This window comes from Pseudomonas sp. PDM31 (assembly GCF_019218965.1).
In the GTDB taxonomy this organism is placed as follows: domain Bacteria; phylum Pseudomonadota; class Gammaproteobacteria; order Pseudomonadales; family Pseudomonadaceae; genus Aquipseudomonas.
Genome location: NZ_JAHUWS010000004.1, coordinates 342469 through 366702, shown reverse-complemented (window position 1 = coordinate 366702; position 24234 = coordinate 342469). Strand labels below are relative to the sequence as shown.

Below are 24234 nucleotides of genomic sequence, written 5' to 3'. Positions count from 1 at the left end.
AGAATGCTCGGACATTCTGCTGGAGCCGGCCCTTGAAAGCCCTCGACGAACTGACTTTCGATAATCGCTTCGACCGCTTGGGCGATGCGTTTTCCGCTCATGTGCTGCCCGAGCCCATCGACAATCCGCGCCTGGTCGTGGCCAGCCCCGCCGCCATGGCGCTGCTGGACCTCGACCCGGCCGTGGCCGAAACCCCGGAGTTCGCCGAACTGTTCAGCGGCCACAAGCTCTGGGCCGATGCCATTCCAAGGGCGATGGTCTATTCCGGTCACCAGTTCGGTTCCTACAACCCGCAACTGGGCGACGGCCGCGGCCTGCTGTTGGGCGAGGTGTATAACCAGGCCGGCGAGCATTGGGACTTGCACCTCAAGGGTGCCGGCCAGACGCCATTTTCGCGCATGGGTGACGGGCGGGCGGTATTGCGCTCATCGATCCGCGAGTTTCTCGCCTCCGAAGCCCTGCACGCCCTGAACATCCCGAGCACCCGTGCCCTGTGCGTGATCGGCTCCGACACCCCGGTGTGGCGCGAGAAACAGGAGCGCGCCGCCATGGTCTTGCGCCTGGCGCCGAGCCACGTGCGCTTCGGGCACTTCGAGTACTTCTACTACACCAAACGCCCCGAACAGCAGAAAGAACTGGGCGATCACGTGCTGGCCATGCACTTCCCCCATTGCCTGGAACAACCGGAGCCGTATCTGGCGATGTTCCGCGAAGTGGTCGAGCGCAATGCCGAACTGATCGCCAAGTGGCAAGCCTACGGCTTCTGCCACGGGGTGATGAACACTGACAACATGTCGATCCTCGGCATCACTTTCGACTTCGGCCCGTTCGCCTTCCTCGATGACTTCGACGCCAATTTCATCTGCAACCACTCCGATGACCAGGGTCGCTATTCATTCAGCAATCAGGTGCCGATCGGCCAGTGGAACCTTAGCGCCCTGGCGCAGGCCCTGACGCCATTCATCAGCGTCGAGGCCCTGCGCGAAACCCTTGGCCTGTATCTGCCGCTGTTCCAGGCTCACTACCTTGACCTGATGCGCCGCCGCCTCGGCCTGACCACTGCCGAAGATGATGACCAGAAATTGCTGGAGCATCTGTTGCAGCTGATGCAGAACAGCTGCGTCGACTACAGCCTGTTCTTCCGCCGCTTGGGCGAGCAGGCACCGGAACAGGCCACTGCCCGATTGCGTGATGACTTTGTCGACATCAAGGGTTTCGATGCCTGGGGCGCGCTGTATATCGCGCGGGTCGCGCGTGAAGGCGAGGCTGACCAGGAACAACGCCGCAAAAGAATGAATGCGGTAAACCCGCTGTACATCCTGCGCAACTACCTGGCGCAGAAAGCCATCGATGCGGCGCAGGACGGCGACTACTCGGAAGTGCGCCGGCTGCACGCGGTGCTGAGCAATCCGTTCGAGGAGCAACCCGGGATGGAGAGTTATGCAGAGCGGCCGCCGGAGTGGGGCAAGCATCTGGAGATCAGTTGTTCGTCGTGAGGCTGGCCGCAATTGAAAATCCTGGCGGGCGCCTCCAATTAAGGAGGACCCGCTTCCAACTGGACCATCCTCGATGACTGACTCACTCCTCATCCCCTGCCCACACTGCAACGGCCTCAACCGCATCCCTGCCGAGCGCATCGGTGACCAACCGAAGTGCGGCCGCTGCAAAGCCGGCGTCTTGCTGAGCAAACCGTTCGAATTGAAGCAAGGGGACTACGCCAGCCAGATCAAGGGCGATTTGCCTTTACTGGTGGACGTATGGGCGGACTGGTGTGGGCCGTGCAAGTCGTTTGCGCCGGTGTTCGAACAGGCAGCCGGGCAACTGGCGGGCAAGTGTCGGCTGGCCAAGCTGGACAGCGAAGCGAACCAGCAGTTGTCGGCGCAATTGGGCATTCGCTCGATTCCGAGCCTGATTCTGTTCAGGAACGGCCGGGAGGTTGCACGCCAGAGCGGAGCCTTCCCGTTACCGCAATTGATGAGCTGGTTGCGTAGCCAGGGGATCTGACGCACCTCGACTCAATGTACGAGCCAGCTCACGATGGGATCGCTCGGTCAACGGATAGGCTGGATTTGAGGCCGTCATCGCGAGCAAGCTCGCTCCCACAGTGTTTTGGTGTCAGCCACGAGATTCAGGCCTTTTCCAGCAGGTTGTGCAACTCGACAAACTGCTGGGTCAGCTTGTGCCGTGGATCAAGATGGATCAGTGGCGTGTTGGCCTGGTGGGATTCGCGCATGCGCACCGAGCTGGTCAAGTACACCGGCAGCACCGGCAGGCCTTCGGCGATCAGCTCGTCGAGCATCTGCTGGGGCAGACTGGCGCGGGCCTGGAACTGGTTGACGACAATGCCCTCAACTTCCAGCCCTTCGTTATGGTCCTCCTTCAACTCTTCGATTTCCGCCATCAGGCCATACAGCGCCTGGCGAGAGAAACTGTCGCAATCGAAAGGTATGAGCACGCGATCAGCGGCAATCAGCGCCGAAACTGCGTAAAAATTCAACGCCGGCGGTGTATCGAGGTAAATCCGGTCGTAGTCTTCACTCAGCTCTTCAAGCAATTTACGCAGCTTGTTGATCTTGTGCTTGGCCTCAAGCTTTGGCTGCAAATCCGCCAGCTCGGCGGTGGCCGTCACAACGTGCAGGTTTTCAAACGGGGTTTCGTAGATATCGACCTGATTCTTCTTGGAGAACGGCCCGGAGGACAGCGTCTGCTTGAAGAAATCGGCAATACCCATGGGAATGTCGCTGCCGGTGAGGCCCGTCAGGTACTGAGTGGAGTTGGCCTGGGCGTCAAGATCCACCAGCAAGGTGCGAAAGCCCTCGCTCGCGCTGACAGCCGCCAGATTGCAGGCAATGCTGGATTTGCCCACGCCACCTTTCTGATTGAACACCACGCGCCGCATGTCAAAACCCCCGTGTATCAAAGAATGACCGAGTGTAGTGGTCCACGGCATGGCTCCGCTACCTAAACGGAAAGGGACTACACAGTCACGCGAGTTCTCTTGCTGAAAAAGCGGTAAACCCATGCGTCATCCACAGTCAACGCTGACAGATCAAGTTGATGAGAATATGGATAATTGCCCCACAATTGGCTTCTGTGGGCCGTTCGACACATTTAGCTGAGCAAAATGTAACCAACATTTGCTACACGTCAGCCGCACCGGGATAATGCGGGCCACTCGGCGCCGTGCGCCACGTAAGGGTGAGCCGTAGATGACGGGTCATTCAACGCGTCAAGAAAGCCCGCAGGGGCGGGATGAATGTCTTTGATCAACTTCAACATCGCCCAATGGCGCGCGTGGGCCCCTGGGCTCGAAAGCGTGGACGATTGGCAAGCCTGGAGCCGACATCCAGTTGTGCTGCAAGGTAGCGATGCCGCTCCCGACGTCTCGTTTCTACCGGCGATGCAGCGTCGGCGACTCGGCCGACTGGCGCGGATGGCATTCAGTGTCGCCTGGCCATTAGCCGATGGTCGGCAAGACCTGCCATTGGTCTACATTTCCCGTCACGGGGAAACCCCGCGCACCTTCGACATTCTCAGCGACCTGGCGAGCGACCAGCCGCTTTCGCCGACCCAGTTCAGCCTGTCGGTACACAACGCCATCATCGGACTGTGGTCGATCATGCGTGGCGAAACCAGCGAAATGACGGCCCTCGCCGCAGCTGGCGACGGCCTGGAGCACGGCATGCTGGAGGCTGCGGCACTGCTGGCCGAAGGGGCACCAGCGGTGCTACTGGTCATTACCGAAGAGCAACCGCCCGAAGCCTATTCGACCTGGATCGACGACGTACCCTTCCCTTATGCCCTGGGCCTGTTGATCACCGCAGGAACCGACTGGCAGCTGTCCCTGAACAGCCCCTCTGAAGCGTTGTCAAAAACCTGCTGGCCTCACGCCCTGAATCTGCTGCCGACACTGCTGGGCCAGCAAACCACCTGCCAACATGCCTGGAAAAATCGTGTATGGACCTGGCAACGCAACCTGTAACCGAAAAAAACCGCAACGCCTACTACTGGCGCCTGCTGGCCACCGCCGCAAGCTTTGCCCTGTTCGGGTTGGGCGGCCTGTGCCTGCGCCTGGTGATTTTTCCGCTGCTCAACTGCCTGCCGGGCGATGCCCAGACCCATCGGCGGCGGGCGCGGCAAATGGTCAGCCGCTGTTTCTGGTTGTTCGTGCAGTTCATGAGCCGCAGCGGTGTGCTGACCTACGACATTCAAGGTGCGGAAAAACTGGGGCGGCCGGGGCAAATGATCATCGCCAATCATCCGTCATTGATCGACGTGGTGTTTCTGATCGGCCTGGTGCGTCATGCCAATTGCGTCGTCAAGCAAAGCCTCTTTGAAAACCCTTTCACCGGTGGGCCCCTGCGCAGCACCGAATACATCAGCAACGACGGCAGCATGGACATGCTCGACACCGCCGCCGACGCCCTGAAAAGTGGCCAGACCCTGATCATCTTTCCGGAAGGTACTCGCACCCAGCCAGGCCAGGCACCCGCCTTTCATCGGGGGGGAGCGGCAATCGCCTTGCGCGGTGCGAAAATCCTCACCCCGGTTATCATCAAGGTCAGCCCGAGCACATTGACCAAGGCCGAACCCTGGTATCGCATCCCCAAACGGCGCGTGCACTTCAGTTTCCGGGTAGGTGCCGATATAGACCCACAAACCTTCGCAGCGCTGGGGCCGCCCCCGCAGGCCTCGCGCAAGCTCAACGAATATTTGCACTCTTACTTTATCAAGGAGCTCGCCGAAGATGAGCGAACTGAACAGCCATAGCCTGCTGCAGGAAATCAAACAGTTGATCATTGACGCCCTGGGCCTCGAAGACATCAGTGCCGACGACATTGGCAACGACCAGACCTTGTTCGGCGAAGGCCTGGGCCTGGACTCGGTGGACGCCCTGGAATTGGGCCTGGCGATCCAGAAAAAATACGGCATCAAAATCGACGCCGATGCCAAAGACACCCGTAGTCACTTCAGTAACGTGGCTAGCCTTGCAGCTTTCGTTACCGCAAAACAGGCAGCTTGAGACCGGACCATGCAAACTCGTGAAGACATTTTCAACACCTTGCGCGATGCCCTGGTCGAGCTGTTCGAACTCGAGCCCGAGCGTGTGAGCCTCGAATCCAACCTGTACCAGGATCTGGAAATCGACAGCATCGACGCCGTCGACCTGATTGATCACATCAAGCGCCAGACCGGCAAGAAAATCGCCGCCGAAGAATTCAAATCGGTGCGTACCGTCAGCGACGTGGTCGAGGCGGTCTACCGTCTGGTTCAACCGGCCGCATGAGCCGATTGATCGGCCTTGGCCTGTTGCTGGCGGGCCTGCTATACCCTTTCGCCGTGTATTTCGGCATGGAGCACTTTGCTCCATGGCAGTTCGGCCTGTTGCTGGGCAGCCTGTGGCTGGCCCGGGCACTGGCGGGCAGGAGACGACCTGGCAGTTCGTGGATGGCTACCGCAGCAATCGTGTTCTGTTTGCTGCTGGCGCTGTTCGATAGCCCGGCACTGCTGCGATGGTATCCGGTACTGATCAGCGCCTTCATGTTGGGGCTGTTCGGGTTGAGCCTGAAATACGGCCCACCGATGATCGAGCGCCTGGCCCGTCTGCGTGAACCTCGGCTGCCGGCCAGGGCCATTCGCTATACCCGTCAGGTGACCATCGCCTGGTGCCTGTTTTTTCTCTGCAACGGTTTGTGCGCTGCCGCCCTGACGCTTTGGGCGCCGCTGAGCTGGTGGATGCTGTACACCGGCCTGATTTCCTACGGATTGATAGGCCTGATGTTTGCCATTGAATGGCTCATTCGACAACGGGTACGAGGCCGCCCATGACCTGGATAAAACTTGAGCAGCTGCTGTTCAAGACTCAGTCGGCGCGCGTCGTAACGACCGAACCGGAGCTGGATCACACCCGCTTGTGCGAACAGGCGCTGCAACTGGCCGCTGGCTTGCAGGCCCAAGGCGTGCAGCGCATAGCCGTGCACCTGGAAGACGCCGCCGACCTGGCGATCGCGCTGTTGGGTGCCTGGCGTGCCGGGGTCAATGTGTTGCTGCCAGCCGATCTGCAACCGCAAACGCGCCAGCGCTGGTCGAATGATGTCGATCTGTGGCTGACCGATCAGCCCGACGATGCACATCTGAACGACTTCTGTCAGTCGCCACTCGCCCCGGCAGCACTGGATCCGGATCAATGCCGGCTAAGCCTGTGCACCTCCGGTTCCAGTGGCGAGCCCAAACGCATTGAGAAAACCCTGCGCCAACTGACCAATGAAATTGAAGCTCTGGAGCAGTTGTGGGGGACCGGACTGGGCCCGGCGTGCATCATCGGCAGCGTCGCCACCCAGCACATCTATGGTCTGTTGTTTCGGCTGTTGTGGCCGCTGTGCGCCGGGCGCCCATTCCTGCGTCGGCAACTGGCTTTCCCGGAAGACTTGCAGCGCGCCAGTCGCGAGCACCCGGCATTCGCCTGGGTCGCCAGCCCGGCACTGCTCAAGCGTATGGGCGACAACCTTGACTGGCCGGCGTTGAGCGCCGTGCGCCAAGTGTTTTCTTCCGGTGGCGCGCTGCCGACCGAGGCCGCGCAGCGGCTGCATGAACGCCTTGGACAATGGCCGTTGGAGATTTTCGGCAGTTCGGAAACCGGTGGCATCGCCTGGCGCCAGGGCCATGACGCCTGGCAGCCTTTCGCGGATGTCGTGCTCAGCCAGGACAGTGACGGCGCGTTGCTGATCGCCTCACCGTACCTGCCCAGCGGCCATATCGAACACACCGCCGATGCCGTGCGCATTGCCGCTGATGGCCGTTTCGAGTTGCTCGGGCGGCTGGACCGGATCGTCAAGCTGGAAGAAAAACGCATCTCGCTGCCCATGCTCGAACAGGCGCTGATGCAACATGAGTGGGTGGCCGAGGCGCGCCTGGGCGTCATCCAGGAAAACCGCGCTTCGCTAGGCGCATTGCTGGTGCTGAGTGAATCCGGCTTGCACGCCTTGCGCAACCAGGGTCGACGCACATTGACCGAGCAACTGCGCCAACATCTGGGCCAGCACTGCGAAACAGTGGCCTTGCCACGACGCTGGCGTCTGCTGCGACAAATGCCATTGAATGCCCAGGGCAAGCTGGCTCAGGCCGATGTCGAGTCTTTGCTGCTGGCTCCGCGCCCCAAGGCACCACAGGTACTGGCGCAGGTCGAAACCGATGGCGAATGGAGCCTGCAGCTGGCCGTGCCGCCGGACCTTGCCTACTTCAGCGGCCACTTCCCCACCGCGCCGGTGTTGCCTGGCGTGGTACAGGTGGACTGGGCGCTGAGTCTCGGCCAGCAATTGATGACCCTGCGGGGAAAGTTCGCCGGGATGGAAGTGTTGAAATTCCAGCAACTGATACGACCGGGCGATGAAATCCAGTTGCACCTGCGCTTTGATTCGGCTCGCAGCAAACTGTATTTCACCTATCGCGATGAGACTGCTACCTGTTCCAGTGGGCGGATTTTGCTGGAGGCTTCAAGTGAGGCATAGCCTTGGTGAGTGCTGCACACTCAATCGCGAGCATGTTCGCTCATACAGGGGTTCGGTGTGGCAAGTGAATCATGGGGCCTGCGGCAATCCAGTGTGGGAGCGGGCTTGCTCGCGAAGCAGGCACCCCGTTCTTTCAGGTGTATGCCACCATGCATAGCCCCTGCGCCATTATTCCGGTGTACAACCACGAAGCCGCGATCACCACGGTAGTCGATGCGCTGATTGCCCGTAACCTGCCGTGCATCCTGGTGGACGATGCCAGCAGTCCGGCCTGTGCCAGGGTTCTCGACCAACTGGCGCGGCGGGACATGGTGTACCTGATCCGTCTCGCCGCCAACCAGGGCAAGGGTGGCGCGGTCATGACCGGCTTGCGCGAAGCCTCGCGCCTGGGTTTCAGCCATGCCCTGCAGGTGGATGCCGATGGACAGCACGACCTGCAGGACGTCGAACGGTTTATCCAGCAATCCAGGGCTCATCCGCAGGCGGTGATCTGTGGCTACCCGCAATTCGACGCCAGTGTGCCAAAGGGCCGGTTGTATGCCCGATACCTGACCCACGTCATGGTCTGGATCAACACCCTGTCCCTGCAGATTCGCGATTCCATGTGCGGCTTCCGGGTCTATCCGTTGCCACCGGTTCTGGCAGTGATCGAGTCGGCGAGGATCGGCAAGCGCATGGACTTCGACTCGGACATCCTGGTGCGCCTGGCCTGGCGCAATCAGCCGATGCTGTGGCTGCAAACCCGGGTTCGTTACCCGCTGGATGGTGTATCGCATTTCCGCCTGTTCCACGACAACGTGCTGATTTCCAGCATGCACACCCGGTTGTTCTTCGGCATGTTGCTGCGCGCGCCGGCGATCCTCTGGCGAAGGTGGCGAGCATGACCAACAGCGCCGACAAGTCGCACTGGGCCGACCGTGAAGAGCGCGGCAGTTTCTGGTTGATGAAGCTCACCGCATTCGGCGCCAAAGTACTGGGCCGTCGCCTGCTGAGCCCGCTGCTGTATGGCATCGTGTTTTATTTTTTCCTGTTCGGCCGCAGCGCCCGGCAAAGCGCCTGGCAGTACCAGCAACGCCTTGCCCAATGGAGCGGCCGCAACGAATTGCGTCCGACCCACTGGCGCGTCTTCGGACAGTTCATGGCCTTTGCCGATTCCATGCTCGACAAGCTCGACGTGTGGAACGGCAAGCTGAGCATCGAGCAAATCGAAATCATCGACCCGGCGCTGCTGCGCACTCAGTTGCGTGGTACTCGCGGGCAGATGCTCGTGGGCGCGCACCTGGGCAACCTGGAAGTCTGCCGCGCGCTGGCGGAACTCGGCGAGAAAGTCACCATGAACGTGCTGGTGCACACCAAGCACGCCGAGCAGTTCAATCGTTTGTTGGGCGAGGCCGGGGCGAGCAATCTGCGCTTGATTCAGGTCAGCGAACTTGATCCCGCCATCATGCTGCAGCTCCACGAACGCCTGGAGCGCGGCGAGTGGCTGGCGATTGCCGGCGACCGCGTGCCATTGCATGGCGGGCGCAGCGTGACGGTGGACTTCCTCGGTTACCCGGCAAGATTCCCCCAGGGCCCGTGGCTGCTGGCCGGCCTGCTGAAATGCCCGGTCAACCTGCTGCTGTGCCTGAAAAAGCCCGACGGCGACTACCGCCTGACGCTGGAACCCTTCGCCGACGCGATCACCTGGAAACGTAGCGACCGCGAGCAGGTCATACATCAGTGGGCTTGCCGTTATGCCGAGCGTCTGGGTCACTATTGCCTCGAAGCGCCACGCCAATGGTTCAACTTTTACCCTTTCTGGAAGACCGATGACGACGCCAACGCTTGAGCCGGTAACCTTCGGCGAACTACCTTTGCGTATCGAAGACGTGCTGGCCCTGGCCAACGGCCAGGCACCAACGCAGTTGCAGGACGACCCCGGGTTCCGCCAGCGCATCGCCAAGGGCGCGCAGTTCCTCGACTCCCTGCTGGACAAGGAAGGCGTCATCTATGGTGTGACCACCGGCTACGGCGACTCCTGTGTGGTCGCGGTACCGCTGCATCATGTCGAAGCCCTGCCGCGTCATCTTTACACCTTCCACGGCTGCGGACTGGGCAAACTGCTCGACGCCCAAGCCACCCGCGCGGTGTTGGCGGCACGTTTGCAGTCGCTGTGCCAGGGCGTTTCCGGGGTACGCGTGGAACTGCTGGAGCGCCTGCAAGCCTTCCTCGAGCACGACATCCTGCCGCTGATTCCCGAAGAAGGCTCAGTAGGCGCCAGCGGAGACCTGACGCCGCTGTCCTACGTCGCCGCCACGTTATCCGGCGAACGCGAAGTGTTGTTCCGTGGCGAGCGCCGACAAGCCGCCGACGTCCATCGCGAACTCGGCTGGCAACCGCTGGTGTTGCGCCCGAAAGAAGCGTTGGCATTGATGAATGGCACTGCCGTCATGACCGGGCTCGCCTGCCTGGCCTATGCCCGCGCCGACTACCTGCTGCAACTGGCGACCCGGATCACCGCGCTGAACGTGGTGGCCCTGCAAGGCAACCCGGAACATTTCGACGAGCGTCTGTTCGCCGCCAAGCCGCACCCCGGGCAAATGCAGGTCGCCGCCTGGTTGCGCAAAGATCTGGCAATCGACGCACCGACCGCGCCGTTGCATCGCCTGCAAGACCGTTACTCCCTGCGTTGCGCACCCCATGTGCTCGGCGTGCTGGCCGACAGCCTGAACTGGCTGCGCTCGTTCATCGAGATCGAACTCAACAGCGCCAACGACAACCCGATCATCGACGCCGAAGCCGAGCGAGTGCTGCACGGCGGGCACTTCTACGGCGGTCACATCGCGTTCGCCATGGACAGCCTGAAGAACCTGGTGGCCAACGTCGCCGACCTGCTCGATCGCCAACTGGCATTGCTGGTGGATGAGCGCTACAACCACGGCCTGCCGAGCAACCTTTCCGGTGCCAGCGCCGACCGGGCCATGCTCAACCATGGCTTCAAGGCCGTGCAGATCGGCACCAGCGCCTGGACCGCCGAAGCGCTGAAAAACACCATGCCGGCGAGCGTCTTTTCGCGCTCCACCGAGTGCCACAACCAGGACAAGGTCAGCATGGGCACCATCGCCGCTCGCGATGCGATCCGCGTGCTGGAACTGACCGAACAAGTGGCCGCCGCCACATTGCTCGCAGCCAACCAGGGTGTCTGGCTGCGCGGCTTGGCCGAGGACGCCCGTCCATTGCCACCGGCGCTGGCAGAAATGCACGAAGCACTGGCAAAGGACTTTGCGCCGGTCATTGAAGATCGTGCCCTGGAGGGCGAATTGCGCCTGTGCCTGCAACGCATCGCCGCTCAACACTGGAGGCTGCATGCGTAGCAAGGGATTTCTGCACACTGATTCTGAAATTGTCGTGCCGTTCTTCGACGTCGACAGCATGTACGTGGTCTGGCACGGCCATTACGTCAAATACCTGGAAGTCGCCCGTTGCGCGCTGCTGGACAGGATCGGCCACAACTACAACGCCATGTCCGAGTCGGGTTACGCCTGGCCGGTGATCGACCTGCAACTGCGGTACGTGCGCGGTGCAGTGTTCGGCCAGAAGCTGAACGTACGAGCCAATCTGGTGGAATGGGAGAACCGGTTGAAGATCAATTACCTGATCAGCGACCTGCACACCGGCGAACGCCTGACCCGCGCCGTCTCCGTGCAAGTGGCCGTCGACATCGCCAGCCGCGAAATGCAACTGGCTTCGCCCAAGGTGTTCACCGACGCCGTAGAGAGGGCCCTGCCATGATTTTCTGGCGCCCCCGCCCCCCTGTAGGAGCGAGCACGCTCGCGATGGTCGTCAACGATAACGCTGGACACCTGACACTGCGCGCAACCCTAAGGTTTTTCGCGAGCATGCTCGCTCCTACAGGGCTCTGCGTACTACTGGGCATTCCAGGGCTGGCCCATGCATTCGACCTGCAGCAACTGAGTACTCAACTGGCCAAACCCGAGGTCATTCACGGCAACTTCATCCAGGAAAAACACCTGCGCGCCCTGCCCAAGCCGCTGACCAGCACCGGCACTTTCGTGCTCGCGAAAAACCACGGATTGTTGTGGCTGCTGAAAACCCCGTTGCAGCAGGATTATCGAATCAACGAAAAAGGCATTGCCCGTCGTGACGCCGCAGGCTGGCAAATGGTCCCGGGCAAGGCTGCTGGCGCCGAACAGAACCGCCTGTTCCTCTCGGTGCTGCAAGGGGACAGCACTGGCTTGCAGCGCGATTTCGAGCTCTCGCTCAGTGGCGACGCCCGAGCCTGGCAGCTCACACTGGTGCCGCGCTCGATGCTGCTCAAGCAAGTGTTCAACCGGATCAATATCACCGGTGCCGAGCTGGTACAGAGCATCGAACTACTCGAAACCCAGGGCGACAGCACCTTGTTGCGCATGCAGGACAGCACCGGCGCCCAACCGTTGAGCGAAGCGGAGCAACATGACTTTGCCGAGTGAGCGCAGGCTGCCGTGGCTATTCCTGACCCTGCTGCTGGCAGTACTGGCGCTCGCCGGTTGGCAATGGCGTGACGGCGCACCGCTGTCGGCCAATCTGATGGATCTGGTGCCCGGTACAGCACCTGACGCCCTTGAGCAGCGCGCCGAACAGCGCATACAAGAACCGCTGAACCGCGAAATGCTGGTGCTGGTGGGCCACTCTGATCGCCAACAAGCCATCGCCATGGCGCAGCAACTGGGCGAACAATGGCAGGCCAGCGGCCTGTTCGAAAAGGTCCAGTGGACCCTGCAAGCCGACTTGCCAGCACTGCGCACCCAGTTGCTGCGAGGCCGATTGGCGATGCTGTCCGCCGAAGACCGCGCGCTATTGACCGAACATCCCGACGCATTGATCCAGGAACGAGTGCAGGCGCTGTTCGACCCGTTCAACGGCTTCAGCCTGGTATCGAGCCAGGATGACTGGCTAGGGTTGACCGGGCGTATCCAGAACAGCCAGCCGAAACACGGCGCAGTGCAACTGGACATTGGCAGCGGCGCCTTGATCGCCGACGCGAACGGTAAAAGCTGGGTGCTGCTGCGCGCACGCACCATCGGCAACGCCTTCGACATGAACCTGCCACTGCAAGTGGCCGACCTGCTCGAGCATGGCCGCGAAGTAGCGGCGCAAAGCGACGTTCAACTGCTGGCCGCCAGCGGCTTGCTGTATGCGGCCGACGGCCAACGCCAGGCCGCCCGGGAAATGACCTGGGTGGGTGGCGGCGCCACGCTGGGAATTCTCTTGCTGTTGCTGCTGGCCTTCCGCCGCTGGCGCGTACTGCTGGCCTTCGTCCCGGTGCTGGTGGGCATGCTGTTCGGCGCGGTGGCCTGCGTGGCGCTGTTTGGCCACATGCATGTGATGACGCTGGTGCTGGGTTCGAGCCTGATCGGCGTCGCGGTCGATTACCCGCTGCATTACCTGTCCAAGAGCTGGAGCCTGAAACCCTGGCACAGCTGGCCGGCGCTGCGCCTGACCCTGCCAGGACTCACGCTGAGCCTGATTACCAGCGCCATCGGTTATCTGGCCCTGGCCTGGACGCCCTTCCCGGCACTCACCCAGATTGCCGTGTTCTCTGCCGCCGGCCTGCTCGGCGCCTATTTGTCTGCCGTGTGCCTGCTGCCGGCCCTGCTCAAGGGTGCCGACCTGCGCCCGGCGCAATGGCCGCTGCGGGTGAGCGAATACCTGCTAGGCCGTCGCGAAGCGCTGCTCAAACGGGTGAGCACGCCAGTGTTGCTGGCGCTGCTGATCGCTTTCTGTGTCGCTGGCCTGCTGCAACTCGAAAGCAAAAACGACATTCGCCAATGGATCGCCGCGCCGCAGCAATTGACCGATGAAGCCCGGACCATCGCGCAGATCACCGGTTATCAACCCACCAGCCAGTTCTTCCTGGTACGCGCCGCCAATCAGCAGCAACTGCTCGAACGCCAGACCGCCCTGAGCGAACGCCTGGATCAGTTGCGCAACCTGGAAAAGCTCCAGGGCTACCTGTCCCTCAACCAGTTGGTCAGCCCGCAGAACCAACAGCAGCAAGTGCGCGAAGCCTTGAGCAAGCTGCCGCAGTTCTGGCAACCGCTGCTCGACATCGGCGTACCGGTCGAGGCGTTGCGCGCCGAATTGGCAACATTGCAGGCATTGCCTGGCGAAGACATCGATGCGGCACTGGCGGGCCCCCTGGCAGAGCCCTATAGAGCGCTATGGCTGGGCCCCAGCGATGACGGTGTGGCGGCGATGGTCAGCCTGCAAGGTGTGAATAACCCGAACTTGCTGCGGGCCCAGACCCACGATTTAGCTGGCGTGGAACTGGTAGATCGGCTGGGTGAGTTGAACCTCGTCTTCGCCGCTACCCAAGTCAGCGCCGCAGAGTTGAAACTCGCCTCCTGTGTACTGATCGTGCTGGTTTTGATCCTGCCATTCGGCTTCGGCGGGGCGCTGCGCATCGTTTTCCTGCCGCTGCTGGCAGCGCTGTGCAGCCTCGCCAGCCTCGGCTGGCTGGGGCAACCATTGACCCTGTTCAGCCTGTTCGGCCTGCTGCTGGTGACGGCGATCAGCGTCGACTACGCGATCCTGATGCGCGAGCAAGTCGGCGGCGCTGCCGTGAGCCTGCTGGGTACTTTACTGGCGGCGTTGACCACCTGGCTGTCGTTCGGTCTGCTGGCAGTGTCGAGCACGCCGGCGGTGAGCAACTTCGGCTTATCGGTCAGCCTGGGCCTGATCTTCAGCTTCCTGCTCGCACCCTGGGCCGGTCAACAGGTACATACCGCTGCAGTCACGGAGCCAGCAGCATGATGGTCGTGTTGTTCTGGGCGATGGCCCTGGTGTTGTTTGCCCTGGCCACCCGTGTCGGACGTCGCTTTGGCCTGATTCCGATTGTCAGCCAGTTACTCCTGGCGACCATCGGCTTGCCGCTGCTGATGTACTTCTGGGTTGAACCTCAGTGGCAACTGAGCGGCGCCGCGCTGGTAGCACCGGTGTGGCTGAAAAACCTCTACAGCTTGAGTTTCGCCCTGCTGCTGGGCTACATCCTCAGCGATGTGATCGACCTGCAACTGGATCGCCAGAGCCTGAAAATCGCCCTGCCGAGCTTCTGCATTCCATTCGCCTGCGGTCTCGCCACGGCGATCTGGTTGTTGCCGGCGCAACCGTGGATCAGCTCGCTGGCCGTCGGTTTGCTGTTCGCCATTACCGCGATTCCGGTGTTGTACCTGTACCTGCGCCACATCGATTACCCACCCGCGGCCACGCGCAGACTGGTGCAAACCGCAATCCTCATCGACCTCACCTGCTGGACACTGTTTGGCATCGCCCAGGGCAGCCTGAACCTGAGCAGCCTGTTGCTGCCCTTGGCCGGTGCGTGCCTGCCGCTGCTGTTGCGCCTGCTCGGTCTGCGCCAGACGTGGCTCTACAGCCTGTGCTTTTTCGCGCTGCTGGTGGTCGCCGAACACTACAAGCTCAATGCACTGATCTTCGGCATCGGCTACCTGCTGATCATGGCCGCGCTGAAAGCACCGCTGGTATTACCGTTGCCAGCCCTGTGGATGAGCCGCTTGCAGACGTACATCGCCATCCCGTTGATTCTCACTTTCGGCATTGTGCAGATCAACGTGCACAGCGCCATGGACAGCCTCGGCTGGGTGCAACTGAGCGCCCTGCTGCTGTTGCCGATTGCCAGCAAACTGCTGGGCAACTGGCTCGGCCTCGGCTGGGCCGCCTCGCCGTTCAAAGGCGCCAGCCGCTGGCGCGAAAGTATCCTGCTGAACATTCGTGGTTTGAGCGAGATCGTCTTCCTCAACCTGTTGCTACAACAGCAACTCATCAGCCCGGCGCTGTACTTTGCGCTGATGCTGATGGGTCTGGTCGCGACGCTGCTGCCCGCCCTGGCCGGCATGCACCGTCTTCCCTCGAAAGCCGCCGTTCCCGCAAGGAGCTCCCATGCCAACCATTGAGATGGAACATCGCCAGGTCGTAGTCATCGGAGCCGGTCCATCCGGTGCCATCGCCGCCGCGCTGCTCAAGCGCAAGGGGCACGACGTACTGGTGATCGAGCGTCAGCATTTTCCCCGGTTTTCCATCGGCGAAAGCCTGTTGTCCCACTGCCTGGATTTCGTCGAGGAAGCGGGCATGCTCGACGCCGTCAATGCCGCCGGTTTCCAGGTGAAAAACGGCGCCGCGTTTGCCTGGGGCGAGCAGTACAGCACCTTTGATTTCGGTGACACGTTCAGCGAAGGCAAGCCGACGACCTTTCAGGTGCAGCGCGCAGACTTCGACAAGTTGCTGGCTGATCAGGCCGCGCTGCAAGGCGTGGAGTTGCGCTACGGCGAGACCATCGTCAGTGTCGATACGGGCTCGTGCGGACCCCAGCTCGGCGTGCGCCGCGAAGACGGCAGCGAGTACCGCATCCAGGCCGCTTTCATGCTCGATGCCAGCGGTTATGGCCGGGTTTTGCCGCGCTTGCTCGACCTCGAGGCACCGTCGAATTTCCCGGTACGCCAGGCCGTGTTCACCCATGTCGAAGATCGTATCGACAGCCCGGGCTTCGACCGCAACAAAATCCTTATTACCACCCATCCGACCCAACGGGATGTTTGGTTCTGGACCATCCCGTTCAGCAACGGGCGCTGCTCGGTCGGCGTGGTCGCCGCAGCAGAGCACTTCGCCGGCCGCAGCGACAATCTGGACGAGTGCCTGCGCGGCTTCATCGCCGAAACGCCGAGCCTGGCCGGCGTGCTGAAGAATGCCCAGTGGGATACCGAGGCTCGTGCCATCGGCGGTTACTCAGCCAACGTCAAGACCCTCCATGGCCCAGGCTTCGCTCTGCTGGGCAACGCAGCAGAATTTCTGGACCCGGTGTTTTCCTCCGGGGTGACCATCGCCATGCGTTCGGCGAGCATGGCCGCCGCGGTGCTGCACCGCCAGCTGCAAGGCGAGTCCGTTGACTGGCAGAGCGAGTTTGCCGAACCGCTCAAGCGCGGCGTCGACACATTCCGTTGCTATGTCGAAGGTTGGTACGCCGGGACCTTCCAGGATGTGATTTATCATGAAGGCAGTTCACCGGAGATCCGCCGGATGATCAGCTCCATTCTGGCCGGATATGCCTGGGATGTACGCAACCCGTTCGTCAGCGAAGCCAGGCGCCGGCTGAAGGTCATTTCCGAACTCTGTGCACGGGACGGGACATGAGTTTTTTGAGCCACAACTGCGTCGAGCGAAGCCATATCGGTTGCTGGTCGCTCCTGCGTTATCTGCTGCTCGGGTGTCTCGTACTGCTGAGCGCCTGCGCCGGCCGGGCGCCGCTGCCCGAGCAAACACCGAGCCTGGCATTGCCGCTGCAATTACACATCGAGCGCATGCAGGACGATCAGCGTCAGCATTGGGTACTGGTGATTCAGAGCGAAGGGGCCGGCATTCGCTGGTCGATGATGGACTTGCTCGGCATTCCCCAGGCACGCCAGATACTCACTGATAAAACCTGGAAGGCCGACGGCCTGCTGCCACCCAATTCAGAGGCCCGAGAGCTGTTCGCGGCGCTGCTGTTCGCACTGACACCAAGAGATCAGTTGGCGATCAATTATCCCGGCGCCTGGCAACACGGCGCCCAACGGTCCCTGCCCGATCGCTGGGACGTGCGCTACTCACATTCGACGAGCTTTGAATTGCAGTTGCAGAAAGGTCCAGTATTTGAAATCACACCCCTGAGCGGTGATACGCCATGACCGCCTACCTGAATGCCCTGGGGGTGATCTGCGCCCTTGGCCGGGGCAAACGCGAAGTCGCCCGCAACCTGTTTGCCGGCGATTGCTCCGGCATGCGTGACGAAGCCGGCTGGGTGCCGGAGCGTTCGTTGCCGGTCGCTGCGGTCCGTGGCGAGTTGGCGGCGATTCCACCGGGGCCGCCCTGGCAACACACTCGCAACAATCAACTATTGCTGGAAGCGGCGCTGCAAATCCGCCCGGACATCGACAGCGCGATCCAGACCTACGGCCGCGACCGCATCGGTATCGTGCTGGGCACCAGTACTTCTGGAATCGAGGAAGCCAGCCAGGGGCTGGCCCAATACCTGCGCGAACAGCAGTTCCCGGCCGCCTACGATTATCAGCAGCAGGAACTGGCGGCGCCGGCAAACTTTCTCGCCGACTGGCTGCAATTGAGCGGGCCGACCTACGTGATTTCCACGGCCTGCACCTCCAGCGCCCGCGCCTTGATCAGCGCCCAACGCCTGCTGGACCTGGGCATCTGCGACGCGGTGTTGTGCGGCGGCGTCGACAGCCTGTGCAAACTGACGCTCAACGGCTTCTCGGCGCTGGACGCAGTTAGCGCACAGCGCTGCAATCCGTTCTCGGTCAACCGTAACGGCATCAACATTGGCGAGGCGGCGGTGCTGTTCGTGATGAGCAAACAGCCGGCAGAAGGGCACTCGATTGCCCTGCTGGGCAGCGGCGCCAGCTCCGACGCGTACCATATTTCTGCCCCGGAACCCTCTGGCCGTGGCGCCCTTCAAGCGATGCGCAAGGCCCTGGGCCGCGCCAACCTGCAACCCGGGCAGATCGCCTATCTGAACCTCCATGGCACTGCCACTGCCCATAACGACGCCATGGAAAGCCAGGCAGTGGCGACCCTGTTCCCTGCCGGTGTGCCCTGCTCGTCGAGCAAACCCATGACCGGTCACACGCTGGGGGCCGCCGGCGCGCTGGAAGCGGCATTCTGCTGGCTGAGCTTGAGCGACGGCAACAGCGAGCAAGCGCTGCCACCGCACATCTGGGACGGCCAGCCCGATCCAGCGCTGCCACCCCTGCAATGGGTGACCCCGGGCACGCGTCTGGCGTCCATTGCACCGCGCTACCTGATGAGCAACTCCTTCGCCTTCGGTGGCAACAACGTCAGCCTGATTATCGGAGACGCCCCATGATTGACTGGCCGCTCGCCGAACTGCTGCCCCACGCCGGCGACATGATCCTCATCGAGCAGATCCTCGCATTCGATGATGAGCAGATTCACACCCGCCTGACCGTCAGGCCCGGCGGCCTGTTCAGCCAACCCGACGGTAGCCTGCCGGCCTGGGTCGGCATCGAGCTGATGGCACAGAGTGTGGCCGCCTTCGCCGGTTGCCGTGCGCGCAAGCGCGGCGATGCCGTGGAACTGGGCTTCCTGCTCGGTAGCCGCAAGTTCGAATGCAACGTCGAAAGCTTTCCTGCCGGCACCGAACTGACCCTCCATAGCCTGCGCTCACTGGAAGACGACAACGGCATGGGCGTGTTCGAATGCCATATCAACGCGCCGGGCATCCACGCCACCGCCCGGTTGAATGTTTATCGCCCGCCACAAGTGGCTCAATATCTTCATGAACCCGAAGGAGTCCAGTCATGACGCCATCCGTACTGGTCACCGGTTCCAGCCGGGGCATTGGTCGCGCTATCGCCTTGCGCCTGGCCCAGGCTGGCCATGACATCGTGCTGCATTGCCGCAGCGGCCTGGCGGACGTCGTGGCGGTACAGTCTGAAATCGAAGCCCTGGGACGCAGGGCGCGTATCCTGCAATTTGATGTATCCGACCGCGCCAGCTGCAAAGCCGTTCTCGAAGCCGACGTCGAGACCCACGGCGCCTATTACGGCGTGGTGCTCAACGCCGGCCTGACCCGCGACGGTGCTTTTCCCGCGCTGAGCGAGGATGATTGGGACGTGGTGATGCGCACCAACCTCGACGGCTTCTACAACGTGCTGCACCCGGTGATGATGCCGATGATCCGGCGTCGTGCCGCCGGGCGGATTGTCTGCATTACCTCGGTGTCCGGATTGATCGGCAACCGTGGGCAGGTCAACTACAGCGCCTCGAAGGCCGGCCTGATTGGCGCGGCAAAGGCATTGGCGATTGAACTGGGCAAGCGCAAAATCACGGTCAACTGTGTCGCACCCGGCTTGATCGACACGGCCATGCTCGACGACAACGTGCCGGTGGAAGAACTGATGAAAATGATCCCCGCACAACGCATGGGTACGCCAGAAGAAGTGGCCGGCGCAGTGAATTTCCTGATGTCGGCGGAAGCGTCGTACATCACCCGGCAGGTTCTGGCCGTCAATGGAGGCCTGTGCTGATGAAGCGCGTCGTCGTCACCGGCATGGCCGGCATCACCTCACTGGGCAGCGACTGGCAGACCATCGCCGGCAACTTCGCGGCCAACCGCAGCGGCATCCGGCGCATGGACGAATGGGATCGCTTCACCGAACTCAACACGCGCCTGGCCGGCCCCATCGACGATTTCAAGGTACCGAGCCACTGGACCCGCAAGCAACTGCGCAGCATGGGCCGGGTTTCGCGGCTGGCGGTAGGCGCGGCGGAACTGGCCCTGGCTGATGCCGGATTGCTCGGCGACGACTCGATCAAGGACGGACGCATGGGTGTCGCCTGCGGTTCATCGACCGGCAGCACCGACGAGATCAAGGCGTTCGGCAACATGCTGCTCAATTCGGTGGCCGAAGGTCTGAACGCCAACTCATATGTACGGATGATGCCGCACACCACCGCGGCGAACATCAGCATCTTCTTTGGCCTCACCGGCCGCCTGATCCCGACTTCCAGCGCCTGCACCAGCGGCAGCCAGGGCATCGGCTATGCCTACGAGGCCATCAAGTTCGGCCGCCTGCCGCTGATGCTCGCCGGCGGCGCCGAAGAGCTGTGCCCGACCGAGGCCATGGTCTTCGACGCGCTCTACGCCACCAGCCTGAAAAACGACACCCCGCAACGCACCCCGCGCCCTTACGACACTGGGCGCGATGGCCTGGTAATCGGGGAAGGCGGCGGCATGCTGGTGCTCGAAGAACTGGAACATGCCCTGGCCCGTGGCGCGCGCATCCATGCCGAGATCGTCGGCTTCGGCAGCAACGCCGACGGCCAGCACACCACCCGGCCGGAGCAGGTCACCATGCGTCGGGCCATGGAGCTAGCGCTGGAGGATGCGGGACTTGCACCCTCCGACATCGGCTACGTCAACGGCCACGGCACCGCGACCGAACAGGGTGACATCGCCGAGACCCAGGCCACCAGCAGCCTGTTCGGCGAACACATGCCGATCAGCTCGCAGAAGAGCTTCCTCGGCCACACCCTCGGCGCCTGCGGCGCGCTGGAGTCGTGGTTCAGCATCGAAATGCTCAACCGCGACCTGTATGTGCACACCTTCAACCTCGACGAGATCGACCCGCACTGCGGCAAGCTCGACTACCTGCGCGGTGAGTTCCGGCAGATGTGCAACCGGTATGTGATGAACAACAACTTTGCCTTTGGCGGGGTGAATACTTCGCTGATTTTTCGGCGTTGGTCGTAAGCAAACTCAAAACATCGCAGCCTGCGGCAGTTTCTACAGGAATGCGGGTGCATGCTGATCGGTTGCATCACCCAAATCTGTAGGAGCCGGCTTGTTGACGATGGCGCTCCGATGGACAACGCAATATTCAGGGCTGCCATCGCCTGCAAGTCAGCTCAGCAGCGCTGAGCTACGAAATCCATGAGTGCCACGCTGGGACGTTTATGTCCTGGTTGGGTTGAAGGGGGCAAGTGAAGGTGCGCTAATCAATCAGGTTCTACCTGAGATGCACAAGCGCCTCCTTCCAACACCGCTGGTTCCTCGAACTCTGTCTGCAGTAGCGTCAAAAACGCCTCCCGAGCCGGGTGTCTTCCTGCGTTTTCATGCCAATAGAAAAGGTTGTCGATACTCGTCAGATCCGGAAACTCATATCCTAGCCACCCCGCACTGTGGCGGTATTGCTCATAGATACCGCGAGGTACCAGCGCAACACCGACACCAGCGCTGACACATCCCACTATGGTGCCGTAGCTTGCAATGCTCACGATCGGCAATACCTGATCATGACGCACCAGCCACTGCTCCAGCGCCAACCGGTAAGGACAGCCTGGGGGCCACATGAAAATTTCCTTACCTTGTAGATCCGCTGCTGTGCGTAATGGCCCATGGGACTCGGACGCGATGAGCATTAAATCTTCCCGGTAAACCACTGCACGCTTGAGACCGGGGCGCTCAATGTTCACTGCCACGATCACCCCATCAAGTCGATGGTGCTCAGTGTCGTCCAGCAGTTGCGCCCAAGTGCCAGTGCTCAACTCCAGCGATACCTGCGGGTACAGCGCATGGTACTTGGCCAATAACCGGGGCAGCCGTCCGGTTGCACTGGACTCAATGGCGCCAATGCGCAAAGGACCGCAAGGCGTATTGTCAGGCGCTACCGCGCGCTTGGCTTCCTCAGCCAGACCCAGAATTTTCGTCACGTAATCAAGAAATACCTCCCCGGCTGGAGTGATCCGTAGCCCACGGCCTTCGCGAAAAAACAGCGGTGTGCCGAGCTCTCGCTCCAAGGACTTGAGCCGGGCCGTGATATTGGAGGGCACGCAGTGCAGCAACTCGGCGGCGCGCGCAATGCTCCCGAAGTCGTGAACCGTCTTGAACATGCGCAGTTGGGAAAATTCCATAGCTCACCCAGAGTGAATGCATGGGTCAGTTTAAGTCACTTGAAGTGCGGCTTGGTGTTTTTGATACTTCAGCCGGCACACGATGCAGTGATGCTGTCGCCCTTTCATATTCTCAATAAGCAGGAATTTTTATGGGATTAGTTGAGCGTAAAATTGCACCCAGGATTACGGTTTAATGAAAACAAGACCGGGTATAAAAATCGCTTTGGCGGCGAGTTTTGTAATCCTTTGCTGGGCCTATTCCCCGATTGGAATCCACATGGGACTAGAGGCCTATGAGCCCGGTCATCTCGCGCTGATGCGATTTCTCATCGCATCAACATTCATGGCTGGCGTCGCAGGGGTGATGCGTATTTCCCTGCCTCGTCTGAAAGACCTGCCTCTGCTGGCGGTGCTGGGGTTCTTTGCCGTCAGCCTGCACCACATCGCCCTAAACAACGGCCAACAAGGCGTTAGCGCCGGGGCCTCCAGTGTGCTGGCACAAACCACGCCCCTGTTCAGTACGTTACTGGCACATTTCGTGTTCAAAGATCGTGTCAACGGCTGGCAATGGATTTGTGTGCTATGCGGGCTACTCGGCGCCGCAGTAGTAGTCACCGGGGACCGTGGCTTTGGTGAACTGGACGCGCATGGGCTGTTGATTCTGCTGGCGGCACTGTCCTGGAGTCTGTATTTCGCCTTGCAGAAACACCATGCCCATCGGTATGACGGGCTGACGATGGTGTGTTACACCATTTGGTCGGGTACGGCACTGCTGCTTGTTTATGCTCCGGGGTTGTGGAACGAAGCACAAAATGCCTCAGCCTCGGTCAATCTTGCGGTGCTGATTCTGGGCATCTTCCCCAGCGCCCTTGCGTACCTCGCCTGGGCATACGTATTGGCACAGAGCAACGTGAGCCGTGCGTCCATTTCACTCTACCTGATACCCCCCACAGCGTTGTTGATGGCCTCGTTGGTTCTAAGCGAACGCCCTTCTGCCATGGTTATCGCAGGAGCGGCCATTGTGCTGACGAGCGTACTCGCTCTTCATCTGGAACCATCCAAAGCCACGGTCCCTGCCAACAAAATTTGAACAGAGGTCCTGATCACTAACGAACGACACAGCACATCATTCACTGGCCTTCGAACATCACGTGTTCATTTGCACCAACCTGCGCCCCGATGTGCGGCAAGATCGACTACCTGCGCGGCGAATTCCGGCAGATGAGTAATCAGTACGTGATGAACAACAACTTCGCGTTTGGTGGAGTGAATACTTCACTGATTTTTCGGCGTTGGTCGTAACATGTAGGAGCGAGCTGCTCGCGATGGACGTCAACGATAACGCGGGCTGCCTGATACCCCGTGTTATCCGGACGGCGACCTTTCAATTCCTCCCGCAAAGAAAAGACACACTCGGAACCCGGAGTACCTCATTTCGGAAACGTCCCACAGCCAGAATTCAGGCTACACGGAAGGGTCAATACTCACGACCTCGCACACCGATCATCAGTGAAAAACAGCGAGTCCTTCTTTCTAGATAAATCAAACGCCTCGCACGGGAAACTATTGATCGTTCCCACGCTCGGCGAATGGGCACGATCTTTTGGGCCGATCAGTGTGGATCTAGATTATCCAGCACTCGATTCACCGCCATTTCCCCCAGCATGATCGACTGCTGAATTCCCAGCAGCGTGTTGCCCTGCACCCCGTTGAGACTCCTCGCGAAATCACTGGCCATGACATTAGCCGATGCCAGTGACACACAGGCGTATTCCAACAGTGTGTGGTTATCGATATCGGGGGCGACGAGGAAAAGGGGGCTGGGCTGGTGTGGCGCGTCCGGATCGGAATGCGCAGGGTTTGGCGTATCGCTCATGATTCAGCATCCTGAAAAAGGCGGCCACACCCAATCGCTTGTGATCAAAAGGGTGGCAGCTGTACGCAGGTTAGCAGACCGGGTTACGTGAACCGGCGCACCCGAAGGCGCCCTGCGCACAGCGGCCGTCAAGAGCAGGTATGGAAATACCTGCCTTTCAGGAGCGCTAATACGCTTCACGAAACTACGGGCTGCTAAACCCGATCACTGACCATCAGTGACGCGGATCAAGCTACCGACAGCCCCTAAAGCGCACAAGCCGGCGGATTCTGGATCTGTTGTAGGCAAGACCGCAAGGTGTCGTAGCCTTGTCGATGGATTTCGGAAATGTCCCACAGCGGTTGGTAAAGGCTTCCGACAGGGTTGTTGCATCCTCGCTCGCTGTTT

Annotated in this window: 25 protein-coding genes and 1 pseudogene; 23 read left to right on the top strand and 3 right to left on the bottom strand. The window is 61.1% G+C overall.

The window, feature by feature from the left end; genetic code table 11:
- The first annotated feature begins 32 nt into the window (after positions 1 to 32).
- Positions 33 to 1496, top strand: a complete 1464-nt coding sequence (selO, locus tag KW839_RS10490; RefSeq protein ID WP_060542669.1) for a protein adenylyltransferase SelO — start codon at positions 33 to 35, stop codon at positions 1494 to 1496.
- Between the two features lie 73 nt (positions 1497 to 1569).
- Positions 1570 to 2004, top strand: coding sequence for a thioredoxin TrxC (gene trxC / locus KW839_RS10485; RefSeq protein ID WP_060542668.1), 435 nt, complete (start codon positions 1570 to 1572; stop codon positions 2002 to 2004).
- Positions 2005 to 2128: 124 nt separating this feature from the next.
- Here the strand turns inward: trxC and KW839_RS10480 are convergent, their stop codons facing one another.
- The gene (locus tag KW839_RS10480) at positions 2129 to 2899 is read right to left on the bottom strand and encodes a ParA family protein (RefSeq protein ID WP_060542667.1); all 771 of its coding nucleotides are present in this window, start codon (positions 2897 to 2899) and stop codon (positions 2129 to 2131) included.
- 357 nt (positions 2900 to 3256) lie between these two features.
- On the opposite strand from KW839_RS10480, the gene KW839_RS10475 reads away from it, so the two are divergent.
- The 19 genes from KW839_RS10475 (at position 3257) to KW839_RS10385 (ending at position 20829) form a co-directional block, all read left to right on the top strand.
- On the top strand, positions 3257 to 3982 hold the full coding sequence (locus KW839_RS10475; RefSeq protein WP_060542666.1) for a beta-ketoacyl synthase chain length factor: 726 nt from the start codon (positions 3257 to 3259) through the stop codon (positions 3980 to 3982).
- The gene (locus tag KW839_RS10470; RefSeq protein WP_060542665.1) at positions 3958 to 4770 is read left to right on the top strand and encodes a 1-acyl-sn-glycerol-3-phosphate acyltransferase; all 813 of its coding nucleotides are present in this window, start codon (positions 3958 to 3960) and stop codon (positions 4768 to 4770) included. Before KW839_RS10475 ends, KW839_RS10470 begins: the two co-directional genes overlap by 25 nt.
- On the top strand, positions 4748 to 5023 hold the full coding sequence (locus KW839_RS10465; protein ID WP_060542664.1) for a phosphopantetheine-binding protein: 276 nt from the start codon (positions 4748 to 4750) through the stop codon (positions 5021 to 5023). Before KW839_RS10470 ends, KW839_RS10465 begins: the two co-directional genes overlap by 23 nt.
- A gap of 9 nt (positions 5024 to 5032) precedes the next feature.
- Complete coding sequence (locus KW839_RS10460; protein ID WP_060542663.1) at positions 5033 to 5287, top strand: acyl carrier protein; 255 nt, start codon at positions 5033 to 5035, stop codon at positions 5285 to 5287.
- Positions 5284 to 5829: a hypothetical protein gene (locus KW839_RS10455; protein WP_218424268.1), complete on the top strand. Its 546-nt coding sequence runs from the start codon at positions 5284 to 5286 to the stop codon at positions 5827 to 5829. Before KW839_RS10460 ends, KW839_RS10455 begins: the two co-directional genes overlap by 4 nt.
- The gene (locus tag KW839_RS10450; RefSeq protein ID WP_218424267.1) at positions 5826 to 7508 is read left to right on the top strand and encodes an acyl-CoA synthetase family protein; all 1683 of its coding nucleotides are present in this window, start codon (positions 5826 to 5828) and stop codon (positions 7506 to 7508) included. Before KW839_RS10455 ends, KW839_RS10450 begins: the two co-directional genes overlap by 4 nt.
- A 149-nt stretch (positions 7509 to 7657) precedes the next feature.
- Positions 7658 to 8392, top strand: coding sequence for a glycosyltransferase family 2 protein (locus tag KW839_RS10445; RefSeq protein WP_218424266.1), 735 nt, complete (start codon positions 7658 to 7660; stop codon positions 8390 to 8392).
- Positions 8389 to 9336 carry a glycosyl transferase gene (locus tag KW839_RS10440; protein WP_218424265.1) on the top strand — a complete coding sequence of 316 codons (948 nt, stop codon included), beginning with the start codon at positions 8389 to 8391 and terminating at the stop codon, positions 9334 to 9336. Before KW839_RS10445 ends, KW839_RS10440 begins: the two co-directional genes overlap by 4 nt.
- Positions 9317 to 10861: a histidine ammonia-lyase gene (gene hutH, locus KW839_RS10435; RefSeq protein WP_218424264.1), complete on the top strand. Its 1545-nt coding sequence runs from the start codon at positions 9317 to 9319 to the stop codon at positions 10859 to 10861. Before KW839_RS10440 ends, hutH begins: the two co-directional genes overlap by 20 nt.
- Positions 10854 to 11279, top strand: a complete 426-nt coding sequence (locus tag KW839_RS10430) for a thioesterase family protein (protein ID WP_218424263.1) — start codon at positions 10854 to 10856, stop codon at positions 11277 to 11279. Before hutH ends, KW839_RS10430 begins: the two co-directional genes overlap by 8 nt.
- Complete coding sequence (locus KW839_RS10425) at positions 11276 to 11980, top strand: outer membrane lipoprotein carrier protein LolA (RefSeq protein WP_218424262.1); 705 nt, start codon at positions 11276 to 11278, stop codon at positions 11978 to 11980. The genes KW839_RS10430 and KW839_RS10425 overlap by 4 nt, the downstream gene beginning before the upstream one ends.
- Positions 11964 to 14303 carry an MMPL family transporter gene (locus tag KW839_RS10420; protein WP_218424261.1) on the top strand — a complete coding sequence of 780 codons (2340 nt, stop codon included), beginning with the start codon at positions 11964 to 11966 and terminating at the stop codon, positions 14301 to 14303. The genes KW839_RS10425 and KW839_RS10420 overlap by 17 nt, the downstream gene beginning before the upstream one ends.
- Complete coding sequence (locus KW839_RS10415; protein ID WP_218424260.1) at positions 14300 to 15460, top strand: sodium:proton antiporter; 1161 nt, start codon at positions 14300 to 14302, stop codon at positions 15458 to 15460. Before KW839_RS10420 ends, KW839_RS10415 begins: the two co-directional genes overlap by 4 nt.
- The gene (locus tag KW839_RS10410; protein ID WP_060542653.1) at positions 15447 to 16694 is read left to right on the top strand and encodes an NAD(P)/FAD-dependent oxidoreductase; all 1248 of its coding nucleotides are present in this window, start codon (positions 15447 to 15449) and stop codon (positions 16692 to 16694) included. The genes KW839_RS10415 and KW839_RS10410 overlap by 14 nt, the downstream gene beginning before the upstream one ends.
- Positions 16691 to 17227, top strand: a complete 537-nt coding sequence (locus KW839_RS10405; RefSeq protein WP_218424259.1) for a hypothetical protein — start codon at positions 16691 to 16693, stop codon at positions 17225 to 17227. The genes KW839_RS10410 and KW839_RS10405 overlap by 4 nt, the downstream gene beginning before the upstream one ends.
- A complete protein-coding gene (locus tag KW839_RS10400) occupies positions 17224 to 18420 on the top strand; it encodes a beta-ketoacyl-[acyl-carrier-protein] synthase family protein (protein ID WP_218424258.1) in 1197 nt (398 codons plus the stop codon). Before KW839_RS10405 ends, KW839_RS10400 begins: the two co-directional genes overlap by 4 nt.
- Positions 18417 to 18878: a hotdog family protein gene (locus KW839_RS10395; RefSeq protein ID WP_060542650.1), complete on the top strand. Its 462-nt coding sequence runs from the start codon at positions 18417 to 18419 to the stop codon at positions 18876 to 18878. Before KW839_RS10400 ends, KW839_RS10395 begins: the two co-directional genes overlap by 4 nt.
- Positions 18875 to 19603, top strand: coding sequence for a 3-oxoacyl-ACP reductase FabG (gene fabG, locus KW839_RS10390; RefSeq protein ID WP_218424257.1), 729 nt, complete (start codon positions 18875 to 18877; stop codon positions 19601 to 19603). The genes KW839_RS10395 and fabG overlap by 4 nt, the downstream gene beginning before the upstream one ends.
- The gene (locus tag KW839_RS10385; protein WP_218424256.1) at positions 19603 to 20829 is read left to right on the top strand and encodes a beta-ketoacyl-ACP synthase; all 1227 of its coding nucleotides are present in this window, start codon (positions 19603 to 19605) and stop codon (positions 20827 to 20829) included. The genes fabG and KW839_RS10385 overlap by 1 nt, the downstream gene beginning before the upstream one ends.
- A gap of 245 nt (positions 20830 to 21074) precedes the next feature.
- Here the strand turns inward: KW839_RS10385 and KW839_RS10380 are convergent, their stop codons facing one another.
- Positions 21075 to 21989 (bottom strand): LysR family transcriptional regulator, encoded by a 915-nt coding sequence (locus tag KW839_RS10380; RefSeq protein WP_218424255.1) that lies wholly within the window; start codon positions 21987 to 21989, stop codon positions 21075 to 21077.
- A 175-nt stretch (positions 21990 to 22164) separates the two neighbouring features.
- Between KW839_RS10380 and KW839_RS10375 the strand changes: the two genes are divergently transcribed.
- Together KW839_RS10375 and KW839_RS10370 are read left to right on the top strand one after the other, a co-directional pair.
- Positions 22165 to 23061, top strand: a complete 897-nt coding sequence (locus tag KW839_RS10375) for a DMT family transporter (RefSeq protein ID WP_218424254.1) — start codon at positions 22165 to 22167, stop codon at positions 23059 to 23061.
- An 86-nt stretch (positions 23062 to 23147) separates the two neighbouring features.
- Positions 23148 to 23273 (top strand): annotated as a pseudogene (locus tag KW839_RS10370) (beta-ketoacyl-ACP synthase); the annotation flags it as partial.
- 310 nt (positions 23274 to 23583) lie between these two features.
- Here the strand turns inward: KW839_RS10370 and KW839_RS10365 are convergent.
- Complete coding sequence (locus KW839_RS10365; protein ID WP_060542644.1) at positions 23584 to 23847, bottom strand: DUF6124 family protein; 264 nt, start codon at positions 23845 to 23847, stop codon at positions 23584 to 23586.
- Between the last annotated feature and the right edge of the window lie 387 nt (positions 23848 to 24234).